The organism is Kribbella steppae, from assembly GCF_004342025.1.
Taxonomy (GTDB): Bacteria; Actinomycetota; Actinomycetes; order Propionibacteriales; family Kribbellaceae; genus Kribbella; species Kribbella steppae.
On record NZ_SLWN01000005.1, the window covers coordinates 1 to 13,742 of the forward strand.

Here is a 13,742-nt window from a genome sequence, read left to right on the forward strand (position 1 = left end):
AAACGCTCGACTGGGACACCCCAGCCGAGCGCTTGCGTGATCTACTCACCACCTAGAAACCAAGGCGGTGTTGCAACGACCCCTTGAAACCGCCCCGTAGACCGGGGCCCTCGTTGCCAGTGACGCGTCAGGCGTCGGCGGTCTCCTCGGTGAGGTTGCGGGTGAGGTTGGGGTCAACCTGGACACCCGGGCCCATCGTGGTGGAGACGACGGTCTTCCTGATGTAGCGGCCCTTCGAGCTGGCGGGCTTGAGGCGGAGGATCTCCTCCAGCGCGGCGCTGTAGTTCTCCACCAGCTGCGCCTCATCGAAGGAGGCCTTGCCGATGATGAAGTGCAGGTTCGCGTGCCGGTCGACCCGGAACTCGATCTTGCCGCCCTTGATCTCGGTCACGGCCTTGACGACGTCCGGGGTGACCGTACCGGTCTTCGGGTTCGGCATCAGACCGCGCGGGCCGAGGACGCGGCCGAGGCGGCCGACCTTGCCCATCAGGTCGGGGGTGGCGACGACGGCGTCGAAGTCGAGCCAGCCGTCGGTCACCTTCTTGATCATGTCGTCATCGCCGACGAAGTCGGCGCCCGCGGCCTTGGCGGCCTCGGCCTTGTCACCGGTGGCGAAGACGAGGACCCGTGCCGTCTTGCCAGTCCCGTGCGGAAGGTTGACGGTGCCGCGCACCATCTGGTCGGCCTTGCGGGGGTCGACCCCGAGACGCATCGCGACGTCCACGGTGGAGTTGAACTTCTTGCTGCCGGCGGCCTCCTTGGCCAGCCGGATCGCCTCGAGCGGCGTGTACAGGTGGTCGAAGTCAATCTTGTCCGCGATCGTGCGGTAAGCCTTGCTGCGCTGTGCCATTTCTCTTCTCCTGTCGCGAACGGTGCTGATCGTTCGCGTGTTGTGGTTTCTGGCGGGCGAAATCTCCTCGCCCTTCCACTACTGCTGGTCCACCGGGGTGAACCGGTGGATGTACTACTTGTCGACGACGACGCCCATCGAGCGGGCGGTACCCTCGATGATCTTCATCGCGGCGTCGATGTCGCGGGCGTTCAGGTCCGGCATCTTGGTGGTGGCGATCTCGCGGACCTGGTCCTTGGTGATCTTGCCGACCTTGTCGCGCTGCGGGACGGCCGAGCCCTTCTGCAGACCGGCGGCCTTCTTGATCATCTCCGGCGCCGGCGGCGTCTTGGTGATGAAGGTGAAGGAACGGTCTTCGTAGATGGTGATCTCGACCGGAACCACGTTGCCGCGCATGGACTCCGTCTGGGCGTTGTACGCCTTGCAGAACTCCATGATGTTGACGCCGTGCGGACCGAGCGCGGTACCGACCGGCGGGGCCGGCGTCGCGGCACCGGCCTGGAGCTGCACCTTGACCAGGGCAGCGATCTTCTTCTTGGGAGGCATTTCGGGTCCTTAGACTTTCTGGATCTGGCTGAAGCTGAGTTCCACCGGGGTCTCCCGGCCGAAGATCTCCACCAGCGCCTTGATCCGCTGGGCGTCGGCATTGATCTCCGTGATCGTGGCGTGCAGGGTCGCGAACGGCCCGTCGACCACCATGACCGAGTCGCCGACACCGAAGTCCGCAACCTCGACCTTCTTCTTGGCCGCGGTCTTGGTCGGTGCGGCGCCGGCCTCGGCAGCCGCTGCCTCGGCCGCCGCCACGACGGCCGGAGCAAGCATCTTCTCGACCTCTTCGAGGCTGAGCGGGACGGGCTTCTGGCTGTTCCCGACGAAGCCGGTCACCGACGGCGTGTGCCGCACGGTCGACCAGGACTCGTCGGTCAGGTCCATCCGGACCAGCACGTAACCCGGGAGCACGGTGCGCTTCACCATCCGGCGCTGCCCGTTCTTGATCTCGGCGACCTCTTCGGTCGGCACGATGATCTCGAAGATGTAGTCCTCCATGTTCAGGGAGTTGATCCGGTTCTCCAGGTTGCCCTTGACCCGGTTCTCCATCCCCGAATAGGTGTGGACCACGTACCAGTCGCCGATCTGCGAGCGCAGCCGGCTGCGCAGCTCCTCGAGCGGGTCACCCGGCTCCTCGGGCTCCACGACCTCGTCCTCGGCCTGCGCGGCGGCGGCCGCAGTCGTAGCGGCGAAGGCGTCCATGTCGGCGTCGTCGGCGGGCTCGTCCTCGTCCGACTCGTCGTCGGCGGTCAGGCTCGCGGCGGCGGCCGTACCGGAGTCACCGGTGTCGCCGGCGGAGAAGACCAGCTCGTCCTCGACCGGCTCCTCGGCGGTGTCCTCGGCCGCCGTCTCGGCGGTCTCGGCGGCCAGCTCGTCGGCGGCGTCCTCGACGTCGGACTCGGTCACGACCTCGTCGGCCTCCGCGGCGTCGGCGGCGGCGACCACGACGACCGGCTCGTCGTCGGAGTCGTCCTCGTCGGCCGGGCCTTCCTCGGCCTCGTCGTCGGCGGAGTACTCCTCGGCTTCGTCCTCGATCTCGATGTCGTCATCCTCGTCGTCGTCGTCGGTGTCGAGATCCGCAAAGAGGTCGTCATCGTCGTCGGAGTCGTCCAGGTCGAGCTCGAGGTCCAGGTCGGGCTCGACGTCGGAGTCAGCGGATACGTCGAACTCGTCCTCGTTGTCGAGGATCTCGTCGTCGCGCTCGGACACGTTGTACTCCGTCATCTCTGCATCGGGTCTTGTCTGCTTCGGGTCGGGCCGCGGCCCGGGACCCCCGGCTCAGGTGTTCGTGGGCGGCTGCGAACGGTCTCAGCCGAAGATCTTGAACATCGCCCAACCGAAGGCGAGGTCGAGAACCGAGACGATCGCGATGACGAACACCACGAAGGTCAGGACGACCACGAAGTAGGTGGAGAGCTGCTTGCGAGTCGGCCAGACGACCTTGCGGAGCTCGGCAACCACCTGGCGGTAGAAGCGCAGCAGGCGGTTGCCCGACTTGCTCTCCGCAGGCTTGCCGGCGCCGGACGGTGCCGGGGTGCGCGTCTCCGTCACGACCTAACCTCTTTCGCTAGCGGCGGCCTGACCGGCCCTGCGCCGGTCAGGATTTGCAGGGCACGAGGGACTTGAACCCCCAACCTTCGGTTTTGGAGACCGATGCTCTGCCAGTTGAGCTAGTGCCCTCTGCAATCCTCCGGACGCCGCGGGACCTGATCTCGGGCATGCCGAGTCAGGGCCTCCAACGCCCGGACTAGAAGAGTGTACGGGTTCGGGGCCACCTGGTCGAACTGAGGCCCTACCCGTACGACCCCACCCGGGCGCCGCACCGCGACCAGAACCATACAGCCTCCAACCGGTCCCAACGGACCGCACCCCCAGCGTGTTCCCGGATCACCGACGACGAGAGACGGACGGCCAGGCCATCTCAATCGGCCCCCTCGGTGAGGCTCCCGCGTGCGGCCGGCGGGATCGCGCGAATGTGATGGCCTGGCGGTCCGCCCCCGAGTAGGAGCAGCCGCCGGGCAGTGCCAAGATGGCAGCCATGGGTTCCAGGGTTTCGGCGCGGATCGGCGCCATCAGTGAGTCGGCGACACTCGCGGTCGACAGCAAGGCGAAGGCGCTCAAGGCGGCCGGGCGACCGGTGATCGGGTTCGGGGCCGGTGAGCCGGACTTCCCGACGCCGGACTACATCGTCGAGGCGGCCGTCGAGGCCGCGCGCGATCCGAAGAACCACCGCTACAGCCCCGCCGGCGGTCTGCCGGAGCTGAAGAAGGCGATCGTCGACAAGACCAAGCGCGACTCCGGCTACGAGGTCGAGGCGGCCCAGGTGCTGGTCACCAACGGCGGCAAGCACGCGGTCTACAACACGTTCGCGGCGCTCCTCGATCCGGGTGACGAGGTCCTGCTGCCGGCGCCGTACTGGACGACGTACCCGGAGGCCATCCAGCTGGCCGGCGGCGTGCCGGTCGAGGTGCTCGCCGACGAGACCCAGAACTACCTGGTCACCGTCGAGCAGCTGGAGGCGGCCCGGACCGAGAAGACCAAGGCTCTGCTGTTCTGCTCCCCGTCGAACCCGACCGGCGCGGTCGACAGCCCGGAGGCGGTCGAGGCGATCGGCCGCTGGGCGCTCGAGCACGACATCTGGGTGGTCACCGACGAGATCTACGAGCACCTGACGTACGGCGAGACGAAGTCGACCTCGATCCCGGTCGCCGTACCGGAACTGGCGGACCGGACCGTCGTCCTGAACGGTGTCGCCAAGACCTACGCGATGACCGGCTGGCGGGTCGGCTGGATGATCGGCCCGAAGGACGTCATCAAGGCCGCGACGAACCTGCAGTCGCACCAGACCTCGAACGTCTGCAACGTCGCCCAGCGGGCCGCGATCGCCGCGCTGACCGGCGACCTGAGCGCGGTCGACGAGATGAAGAAGGCGTTCGACCGCCGCCGGCAGACGATGGTGAAGCTGCTGAACGAGATCCCCGGCGTCGAGTGCCCGGAGCCGACCGGCGCGTTCTACGCGTACCCGTCGGTCAAGGGTGTGCTCGGCAAGGAGATCAACGGGCGTACGGCGAACTCGTCGACCGAGCTGGCCGAGATCATCCTGGACGAGGCCGAGGTGGCCGTCGTACCGGGTGAGGCGTTCGGTGCGCCCGGGTACCTGCGGCTGTCGTACGCGCTCGGCGACACGGATCTGGCCGAGGGCGTCGGCCGGATCGCCAAGCTGCTGAGCTGACGCCGCGCATGCTCGTCGGGCCGTCCATCCACAGGGTGGACGGCCCGATTTCTGTCCGGGCGCTGTACGTCGGTAACCTTCTGTAATGACGCATCGGGACCTGCGGGTGCTGCCGAAGGCGCATCTGCATCTTCACTTCTCGGGCTCGATGCGGCACCTGACGCTGGTCGAGCTGGCGGACACGCACGGCGTCCGGTTGCCCGACGCGCTGCGCACCGACTGGCCGCCCGATCTGTCGGCGGCAGACGAGCGCGGCTGGTTCCGGTTCCAGCGGCTGTACGACATCGCCCGGTCGGTGCTGCGCACGGAGGACGACGTACGGCGACTCGTCCGGGAAGCGGCCGAGGACGACCGGGCCGACGGCTCCCGCTGGCTCGAGATCCAGGTGGACCCGTCGGGGTACGCGAACCGCTTCCACGGCATCACCGAGTTCACCGATCTGGTCCTGGACGCGGCCCGGGACGCGGCGGCCTCGACCGGGATCGCGGTCCAGGTGGTGATCGCGGCCAACCGCACCCGCCATCCGCTCGACGCACGCACGCTTGCCCGGCTCGCTTCGCAGTACGTGGGCCGCGGTGTGGTCGGGTTCGGCCTGTCGAACGACGAGCGCCGCGGTACGACGTCGGAGTTCGCGCCGGCCTTCCGGATCGCTCGCAACGCCGGATTGCTCGCCACACCGCACGGTGGTGAGCTGTGCGGCCCCGCAACCGTCCGGACTTGCCTGGACGAGCTGGGTGCCGACCGCATCGGCCATGGCGTCCGCTCCATCGAGGACCCCGACCTCCTGAAGCGTCTGGTCGACGCACAGGTCGCACTGGAGGTCTGTCCAGCCTCCAATGTCTCCCTCGGCGTCTACGACAGCGCCGAAGAAGTCCCCCTCCGCCAGCTCTACGAGGCCGGCGCCCGAATCGCCCTAGGCGCCGACGACCCGCTGTTGTTCGGTTCCCGCCTGGCCGAGCAGTACGAAACAGCCCGCACAGTCCACGCCTTCACCGACGAAGAACTCGCCGACCTGGCCCGAGGCTCGGTCCTGGCCTCCACCGCCCCACCCGACGTCCAGAAGTCTCTACTCACCGAGATCGACGACTGGCTCGGCGTCACCGCCCCAGCCCTGGCGTGACCGCCTTCGAAGTCGTCTACCTGGCCCGCCACGGCCAGACTGAGTGGAACGTCGAGGGCCGGAAGCAGGGCCGGCTCGACTCCCCTCTGACACCACAAGGGCTCGCCCAGGTACGTCGCAACGCCGCACTGGTCAGCGAGGAACCAGTCGACGGCATCTTCACCAGCCCGCTCGGGCGGGCCCATACAACCGCAGAGGTCTTCGCGACAGCGCTTCGGTTGCCGCTGCACGTGCTCGACGACCTCAGCGAGGTCGACCACGGTGAGTGGTCCGGACTCACCAAGGCCGAGGTTGAGGCAGGCTGGCCGGGAGAGCTTGCCGTCCGGAAACAGGGAAAGTACGGCTACCGGTTTCCGGGCGGGGAGAGTTACGCGGATGCCGACGTACGGGCTGGACGGGCGTTGGCGGAGGTGGCTCAGTCGGGAGCACGGCGTCCGCTGCTGGTCTCGCACGAGATGATCGGGCGGATGCTGCTGAAGCAGTTGGGTGTGGAGGACGCGCTGAGCCTCGATCAGCCGTCCGAGGTCGTCTACCGCGTCACGATCGGTGATCAGAGCATTGTCGTCGGCCGGATCTGAGCCGTACGTTTCAGTCATGAGTGCGACGAAGATCTTGTTGCCCGAGGACGAGTTGCCGACACGTTGGTACAACGTGCTGCATGATCTGCCGACGCCACCGCCGCCGGTGTTGCATCCGGGGACGGGACAGCCGGTGGGGCCGGATGACCTGGCTCCGCTGTTCCCGATGGATCTGATCCTGCAAGAGGTGTCGCAGGACCAGTACGTCGACATCCCGGGCGACGTGCTCGACGTCTACAAGCTCTGGCGGCCGAGCCCGCTCTACCGGGCTCACCGGCTGGAGAAGGCGCTCGACACCCCTGCACGGATCTACTACAAGTACGAGGGCGTCTCCCCCGCCGGGTCGCACAAGCCGAACACCGCCGTACCGCAGGCCTACTACAACGCCAAGTCCGGTGTCCGGAAGCTCACCACCGAGACAGGTGCCGGCCAGTGGGGTACGGCGCTCGCCTTCGCCTGTGCGCAGTACGGGCTGGAGTGTGAGGTCTGGCAGGTACGGGCGTCGTACGACCAGAAGCCGTACCGCCGGACGATGATGGAGGTCTTCGGCGCGACCGTGCACCCGAGCCCGTCGGAGCTCACCGAGGCGGGACGCAAGATCCTGGCCGGCGATCCCGACTCCACCGGCTCGCTGGGTATCGCGATCAGTGAGGCGGTCGAGGCAGCGCTCCAAGACGAGACCGTGCACTACGCGCTCGGCTCGGTGCTCAACCACGTGCTGCTGCACCAGACGATCATCGGCGAGGAAGCGCTGATCCAGCTCGCCATGGTCGGTGAGACGCCGGACCTGCTCGTCGGCTGCACCGGCGGCGGCTCGAACTTCGGCGGTCTCGCGTTCCCGTTCCTGCGGGAGAAGTGGGCCGGCCGGATGGCGCCGGTCGTCCGCGCGGTCGAGCCGGCCGCCTGCCCGTCGCTGACGCAGGGGACGTACGCGTACGACTTCGGCGACACGATCGGGATGACGCCGCTGATGAAGATGCACACCCTCGGCCACGACTTCGTCCCCGACCCGATCCACGCCGGCGGGCTGCGGTACCACGGGATGAGCCCGCTGATCAGCCACCTCTACGAGACCGGTGAGATCGAGGCCGTCGCCAAACAGCAGTCGGAGTGCTTCGCCGCCGGTCTGCAGTTCGCCCGCACCGAGGGCATCGTGCCGGCGCCCGAGCCCACGCACGCACTGGCCGCCGCGATCGAGGAAGCCCTGCTCTGCAAGGAGTCCGGCGAGGAGAAGGTCATCCTCACCGCCCTCTGCGGCCACGGCCACCTCGACCTGGCGGCGTACGACGCCTACCTCAGCGGCGCCATGACAGACCGGTCCTGGGACGACGCCGACATCCAGGCTGCGGTCGCACAGGCCCTCACGCGGCTGCCAGCGGTCAACTAGCCCCACCGCGCTTCCACCAGGGTTTGGGCCGCTTGGCGACGGCTGACAACCAGTCCGCCGGGATGACCCAACCCCTGGTGCTCAGTGCCTCGAAGTACTGCGCTTTGAGGCTGTCAGGCAACCAGTACGTCGCCCGCTCGCGCCCGACCACCTCGAAGTACGTCGTCCGGTGCCGAGCACTCCACACAGTCGCCTGGTTGGAGCAGTAGGCCAGCCGCACGTAGTCCCACCGTGCCTGTGCGTCCTGCATGTCGAACGACCGCTCGCGCCCACGCTCCTCCTGCTCGATCTCCTCGATCAGCCCCTGCACCAAGGCCCGGTCGTCTGTCACCTGGTCCGGCAACCGCAGCCCCACCGGATCCAGCACCACAGCGCCCAACTGCTCCCGTCCTACCTCCAGAAACACCTCCAGCAACGCCAACGCCTCTTCGGCCCGGTCGAACCGCGCGAGCTCCGCGCGCAACGTCGTCACAGCTTCCTCGGCCACAGCAGGACCCTAATCTGCCCCGGTCTGCCCGCATCTGCCCCGGCTGTTCACGCTCAGCTAGCCCGTCCCGACCCCCACACTGCCCCGACCGGCGGCCACCGGGCGTGTCGACCTCGCCGGAAAGCCCTTCCGCAGCGGGGATTCCGGGGCATCTCGGGGCATTGCGGGGCAGCTTGGGGCAGATCATCCACAGACGCGGTTTTCGTGGTCGCGGACGGTGTTCGGGCACCTACAGTTACCGCCATGCCAGAGCCCAACGAACTGCTGCGAGCCGCCCGGGAGCGGACGGCATCGCGGCGCGCGCCCGGTGAGCAGATGTCCCGGGCCGAACTCGCGGAGGCCGTCTGCAGCTGGCTGTGGGAGACCACCGAGACGAAGTACGAGCTGGACGGGCACTACATCGCCAAGCTCGAGCGTGGTGCGGTCCGCTGGCCCGGAGCGGCGTACCGGTCGGGCCTGCGGTATGTCCTGAACGCCGCCGACGACAGCGAACTGGGCTTCGTCCCGCCGGGCGGTCCCGGCAGTGTCGATCCCGAGCCCGGCACCAGTTCGATGCTCGGTCTCGAGGACGACCTGGTGCAGGCCGGCGACGAGTCGGTCGCGCTCCTCGCTCTCGCCGAGGAGTCGAACGTCGGTGAGCTGACCGTCGAACAGCTGCACGCGGACATCCTGCGGATCACCCAGAACTACCTGCGGACGCCGACCAAGGCGCTGTTCGTTCGCAGCCGCGCCGTCCGGGACCGTGCCTTCCGCCTGCTCTCCGGACGACAGCCACCGAACCAGACCCGCGACCTGTACGCGACGGCCGGCTGGGCGCTGACCCTGCTCGGCTGGATGGCGGTGGATCTCGGCCGACCGGACGTAGCCGAAAGCCACACCCGGACGGCGTGGGCCTGCGCCGATGCCGCCGATCTCGACGACCTCCGCGCGTGGGTCCGCGCCACGCAGCACACGGCCGCGTTCTGGCAGGACGACTTCGCCCGCGCGGCGTCGTACGCGCAGGACGGGCTGCAGTTCGCCCGCGGTAGCTCGACGCTGTTTCTCACGAGTGTGTCGGCGGTCGACCTGGCCCGGTCGGGGCGTCATGCCGAAGCCCGCGAAGCCCTGTCCATCGCGAAGCGCACCACGGTCCGCACCGATGTCCCCGAGCTCGGCGGCCCGTTCCTGTGTACGCCGGAACGCGCAGCGGGCATCTGGTCCGACGCGCACCTGGCGCTCGGCGAAGCGGCGGAGACGTTGAAGCATGCCGACCACGGCGTCGCGATGTTCGAGGCCGCGCCGCATGCGGTCCGCAACTTCGGCTCCGAACGCATGGTCCGGCTGCAACTCGCCAAGGCCCATCTGCAACTCGGTGAGCTGGACGGCGCGACCGAGGCGGTCGCGGCGGTCCTCAGCACACCGGTCGAGTACCGCGTCCGTCCACTCATCCACCGCATCAGCGAGGTCGCCGCTCTCACCCGACTCAGTCGGCACGCGACTGATCCCAAGGCGCTCGCTCTGCACGACTCGATCCGCGTCTTCATCCGTCATCCCGCCAGCCGGGCGACGCCCAGCAAGTAATCGCCCAACAAGGACAGAGGAGTACTGATGTTCGAAGAAGTCCGCGACCACTGGTACTGGCGACCCGGTTGGCGGCCCGATCGCAGCTTCTACACCTGGCACATCAACTTCGCCGGCCGCTCGGAGATCGCCGCGCTCCATGCGTCGTACGCCGAGCTGCTCAACGAGCTGCCAGGCCTCACGCCCGTACCGCTGGAATGGCTGCACCTCACCGTCCAGGGTGTCGGCTTCACCGACCGCGTACCCGACGCGGACGTGGCTGATATCACCGAAGCCACCCGCCGCCGCCTCACCACGGTCGAGTCCTTCCCGGTCACCATCGGCCCCGCCGTACTCGATCCCGAGAGCATCCAGCTCCCGGTCCGCCCGATCGACCCCCTACAGCACCTCCGCGACATCACCCGCGCCGCCATCACCGACATCTGGGGCGACGACGCCGTACCCGAGCTCCCCGAGCTCAACCCCCACATCACCCTTGCCTACTGCAACCACAACACCCCCGCCGCCCCACTATCCACCCGCCTCCTAGCCCACACCCCCCATTCCACAGCACTCTCCATCACCACCCTCACCCTCGTAGCCCTCACCAGAACCCACCACCTCTACCACTGGAAACCCACCCACACCCTGACCCTCACCTGAACCCCACCTCGGTGGGGTTTTGTCTTTCCGGGGGTGAGCCAGGCACGAAGGGCCACGGCTGCAGCTAGTAGCAGAGCGCGAAAGCGCAGAACCCGGCTCACCAACCGTCCGGATGGCTGCCGGGTTCACTTCCCACAAGCTATTGCCCTGGGCAACAACAACTCTACCCGCCCGTGGGCGGGCGTGCTACCTCCCGGACAGTTGGGAGTTGGCTTGCGCCACCTCGCTGGTCAGGCGTACGCGCGGAGGGAGACTACGTGGGCTCGGGGGATGCCGTTTGTTGTTAGGGCTCTTAGGCGGAGGGCGGTTGCCTGTATCGAGACGGGGTGGCGGACGGTTCGGTGGTGGTTGGACTGGACGGTGGCGATGGGGTGCCATTCGGGGGTGCCGGTTTGGGCTTCGAGGATGTAGGTGTTCAGGAGGGTGGGGAGGATCTCGAAGGGGGTGCGGTGGTGGTGGAGGTTGATGAGGTCTTCTTCGACGTCGGCGTCCAGGATGACGACGATCTCGGAGAGTTCGACCGGGCTGGGCCAGGTGAGCTGGATCCAGGGTTCGGGGTCCCAGGCGAGGTCTTCGGAGGACCAGAGTTGCGGGGCGCCGTACGGGCGGGAGTAGCCGCCGACGACGTTCGAGGCGGCGTATGCCGACGTCTCGCCGAGGCGGAGGCAGAGGCCGGCCCGCGGGAGGATGTGTTTCCAGGAGCGGAACTGCTCGGTCCACTCCTCGTCGGGCGCGGGGTCGCGGTGGGCGAAGAAGATCATCCCGGGTAGGGCGGTATCGGCGGTGTGGACCGAGATCGCCGGGTTCTGCCGCAGTACGACGATCGCGTTACCCGCATGGTCCAGCGGTACGTCGACCCATCGCTTCTCACCAGCCGGCACGGGCACATCCCACGAGTCGATCAGCGCCAGCGGCACGTAGTTCTGCGGCTTCACCGGATCGTGGAGCTCCACCGTCAGCGAAGCATCAGCCGAAGCGTCGACCAGCAAGGACAAGCCGGTCGCCGACGGAAGCACCATTGCGATGTCGGTCGTGAGCGGCAAGGTTCCGGACGAGACCTCGACCGCTGGGTGCGTGAGGGTAGACGAGGCGGACACAGACGCCGTCAGCGCAAGGTTGGCCGGATCGTCGTCGACCACACCGAGCACCGACGCGTCGGCCCGCTGTAGCGCGCGCCGCATCAACTCGAACCGATCGCACGCCAACTCCCGCGGCGACAACCCGTTGCGTGACGCAACGGCTGACGCGATCCCGACGGCCTCCCCGAGTACGGCGCACGTCGCCATCACCCGCGTCGTACCGAAGGCCACATGGCTCGCGCTGATGTTCCGCCCCGCCATCCACAAGTTCGACACGTTCCGCGAGTACAGCGACCGCAGCGGGATGTGGTAGTTCCCGTCCGGATGCCAATGCTTCGACCCACGCTCGGCGGCATAGACACCACCGGGCGGATGCAGGTCGATCGACCAGCCACCAAAGGCCACCCGGTCGTCGAATTCGGTCTGCCCGAGTACGTCGTGCTGCGTCAGCACGTGATCACCGAGGAACCGGCGATACTCCCGCTTCCCCGGCACGGACCCGATCCACTCCAGGGTCAGACACTCCGCGTCGAAGCGGCCCGAGTTCTTGATGTAGTCCCAGATCCCGTAGACAACAGCCTGCAGCTCGTCCCGGATCCGTTCGTTGTCGTCGACAACATCCAGTTCGCCACCCCACTCGATCCACCAATAGGCACACCCGTTCAGGTCGGAGCGGATGATCCGTCGAGAAGGAATCGCGGTCTCATCGATGTTCCGCGCAAAGGAAGGTGGTACGAACCGCACCGGCGATCCGGTGTCCTTGGTGTAGAAGAGGATCGTGCTCCCCAACGTGTTCCCATCCGGGACGTCCGGAGCCCACGACTCGTCGTACAACGACCGCGGCTCACGACCCGTCGCGAACTCCGCCCCAGCGAGATACCCGACCAGCCCGTCCCCCGAGCAGTCGGCAAACGCCGGGCTGTAGAAGGTGATCGACTTCTCCGAGCCCATCTGCCACCCGGTGACCGACCGGATCTCCCCGTCCGCAGCGTCCACCGTCCGCACGTCCGTGTTCAGGAACAGCGAGATCCGCGACTCCGCCCGGACCGCCTCCAGCAGCACGAGATCCCAGTAGTACGGATTCCCCTCCGGATTCCGGTACTGGTTCTCGACGAACAGCTCGCCCATGATCCCGGTCTCCCGGGCGAAGTGCTGGACGCCGTGCGCGGTCGCCCCGCACACCCACACCCGCACCTCGCTGGAGGAGTTGCCGCCGAGCACCGGCCGGTTCTGGACCAGGGCCACCGTGCTCCCCTGCCGGGCCGCGGCGATCGCCGCGCAGATGCCGGCGAGGCCGCCGCCGATGACGGTCAGATCGGTACGGACGTCGAGCTGTTGCATGCACGAACCTTTCAGCTATCTGGATCTGGATGGACGACGGGTTGTCCCGGACCGTTCGGGTGGTTGGCGGTGAGGTGATCGGGGACGCGCTGCGCGACCAGGACGAACAGCAGCCCAGCCGTCAGTACGTCGCTGGCCCGGCCGGCGAAGAACTCGGTCCAGGTCGTCCCGTTCGGCGTACCGGTGTCGAGGGTGACGTCGGCCAGCCGGCCGATCGGCGCATCGACGACCCCGGTGATCGCGACCGTGAGCGCACCCTCGGTCTTGGAACGCTTGATGAACTCCAACGTGGTCTGATCGGTCCCGGATCGCGAGATCACCAGGGCGACATCGCCGGACCCGAGCAGCCCGGCCCCGATCTGGGACGACTGCGGTCCGTCGAAGAACCACACCGGGATCCCGATCCGCAGCAACCGGATGTAGAGCTCCCGGGCCGGAATGGCGTCACCCCATTCCCCATAGATATGCGTACGGCGTGCGCCCGCGATCGCATCGGCGACACGAGTAGCCGCGGCCAGGTCGATCGCCGCCAAGGCATTCCTCAAAGCGTTCGCCTGGGTGGACGCGAGCACGTTCAGCACCTGCTCGGGCGGATCCGCCGGGCCGATCGCCATCCCGATGTCACTCGCCCAGCCCGCCTCCAGCCCGCGGCCGATCTCCATCGCCAGCGCGGCCCGGAGGGCGGGATACCCAGCGAACCCGAGCTGGGTGGACAGCCGGGTGACCGTCGCGGCCGAGGTCTGTGCGGCCTCGGCCAGCTTGGTGATCGACCCGCGCGCGACCTCGTCCGGGTTGGCCAGGATGTGTTCGGCGACCCGCTGCATCGCGCCGTGCAGGTCCGGCTGCGCACGCTTGACCAGCTGCAACGGACTCGGGCTGCCGGCTCGCTCCATCGAAGTAGATCCCATCCCGTGATC

Annotated in this window: 13 protein-coding genes and 1 tRNA gene; 6 read left to right on the top strand and 8 right to left on the bottom strand. The window is 67.9% G+C overall.

What is annotated here, in order from left to right; genetic code table 11:
- Window positions 1-127 precede the first annotated feature (127 nt).
- The 5 genes from rplA to EV652_RS14855 all read right to left on the bottom strand — a co-directional run bounded on the left by rplA (window position 128) and on the right by EV652_RS14855 (window position 3,079).
- Window positions 128-850, bottom strand: coding sequence for a 50S ribosomal protein L1 (rplA, locus tag EV652_RS14835; RefSeq protein WP_132209718.1), 723 nt, complete (start codon window positions 848-850; stop codon window positions 128-130).
- Between the two features lie 114 nt (window positions 851-964).
- Window positions 965-1,396: a 50S ribosomal protein L11 gene (gene rplK, locus EV652_RS14840; protein ID WP_132209719.1), complete on the bottom strand. Its 432-nt coding sequence runs from the start codon at window positions 1,394-1,396 to the stop codon at window positions 965-967.
- Between the two features lie 9 nt (window positions 1,397-1,405).
- The gene (gene nusG, locus EV652_RS14845) at window positions 1,406-2,305 is read right to left on the bottom strand and encodes a transcription termination/antitermination protein NusG (protein ID WP_439649063.1); all 900 of its coding nucleotides are present in this window, start codon (window positions 2,303-2,305) and stop codon (window positions 1,406-1,408) included.
- A 402-nt stretch (window positions 2,306-2,707) separates the two neighbouring features.
- Window positions 2,708-2,950 (bottom strand): preprotein translocase subunit SecE, encoded by a 243-nt coding sequence (gene secE / locus EV652_RS14850; protein ID WP_020388149.1) that lies wholly within the window; start codon window positions 2,948-2,950, stop codon window positions 2,708-2,710.
- Window positions 2,951-3,006: 56 nt separating this feature from the next.
- A tRNA-Trp gene (locus EV652_RS14855) sits at window positions 3,007-3,079 on the bottom strand.
- 358 nt (window positions 3,080-3,437) lie between these two features.
- Between EV652_RS14855 and EV652_RS14860 the strand changes: the two genes are divergently transcribed.
- The 4 genes from EV652_RS14860 to EV652_RS14875 all read left to right on the top strand — a co-directional run bounded on the left by EV652_RS14860 (window position 3,438) and on the right by EV652_RS14875 (window position 7,716).
- A complete protein-coding gene (locus EV652_RS14860) occupies window positions 3,438-4,631 on the top strand; it encodes a pyridoxal phosphate-dependent aminotransferase (protein ID WP_199238201.1) in 1,194 nt (397 codons plus the stop codon).
- An 85-nt stretch (window positions 4,632-4,716) separates the two neighbouring features.
- Window positions 4,717-5,751, top strand: a complete 1,035-nt coding sequence (locus EV652_RS14865; protein WP_132209722.1) for an adenosine deaminase — start codon at window positions 4,717-4,719, stop codon at window positions 5,749-5,751.
- Window positions 5,748-6,329 (top strand): histidine phosphatase family protein, encoded by a 582-nt coding sequence (locus EV652_RS14870; protein ID WP_158441162.1) that lies wholly within the window; start codon window positions 5,748-5,750, stop codon window positions 6,327-6,329. The genes EV652_RS14865 and EV652_RS14870 overlap by 4 nt, the downstream gene beginning before the upstream one ends.
- A gap of 16 nt (window positions 6,330-6,345) precedes the next feature.
- Window positions 6,346-7,716, top strand: coding sequence for a TrpB-like pyridoxal phosphate-dependent enzyme (locus tag EV652_RS14875; RefSeq protein ID WP_132209723.1), 1,371 nt, complete (start codon window positions 6,346-6,348; stop codon window positions 7,714-7,716).
- On the opposite strand, the gene EV652_RS14880 is transcribed toward EV652_RS14875, so the two are convergent.
- Window positions 7,709-8,203, bottom strand: coding sequence for a hypothetical protein (locus tag EV652_RS14880; protein WP_132209724.1), 495 nt, complete (start codon window positions 8,201-8,203; stop codon window positions 7,709-7,711). The two genes, EV652_RS14875 and EV652_RS14880, sit on opposite strands and share 8 nt — an antisense overlap.
- A 243-nt stretch (window positions 8,204-8,446) precedes the next feature.
- Here EV652_RS14880 and EV652_RS14885 point away from each other — a divergent pair, with 243 nt between their 5' ends.
- Complete coding sequence (locus EV652_RS14885) at window positions 8,447-9,763, top strand: NsdA family TPR-like regulatory protein (protein ID WP_242001782.1); 1,317 nt, start codon at window positions 8,447-8,449, stop codon at window positions 9,761-9,763.
- Between the two features lie 27 nt (window positions 9,764-9,790).
- Window positions 9,791-10,405: a 2'-5' RNA ligase family protein gene (locus tag EV652_RS14890; RefSeq protein ID WP_132209725.1), complete on the top strand. Its 615-nt coding sequence runs from the start codon at window positions 9,791-9,793 to the stop codon at window positions 10,403-10,405.
- Between the two features lie 230 nt (window positions 10,406-10,635).
- Here the strand turns inward: EV652_RS14890 and EV652_RS14895 are convergent, their stop codons facing one another.
- Together EV652_RS14895 and EV652_RS14900 are read right to left on the bottom strand one after the other, a co-directional pair.
- Window positions 10,636-12,825, bottom strand: coding sequence for an FAD-dependent oxidoreductase (locus EV652_RS14895; protein WP_132209726.1), 2,190 nt, complete (start codon window positions 12,823-12,825; stop codon window positions 10,636-10,638).
- 11 nt (window positions 12,826-12,836) lie between these two features.
- Entirely contained in the window at window positions 12,837-13,733 is an 897-nt protein-coding gene (locus EV652_RS14900) for a MurR/RpiR family transcriptional regulator (protein WP_242001783.1), read from the bottom strand.
- Window positions 13,734-13,742: the final 9 nt, after the last annotated feature.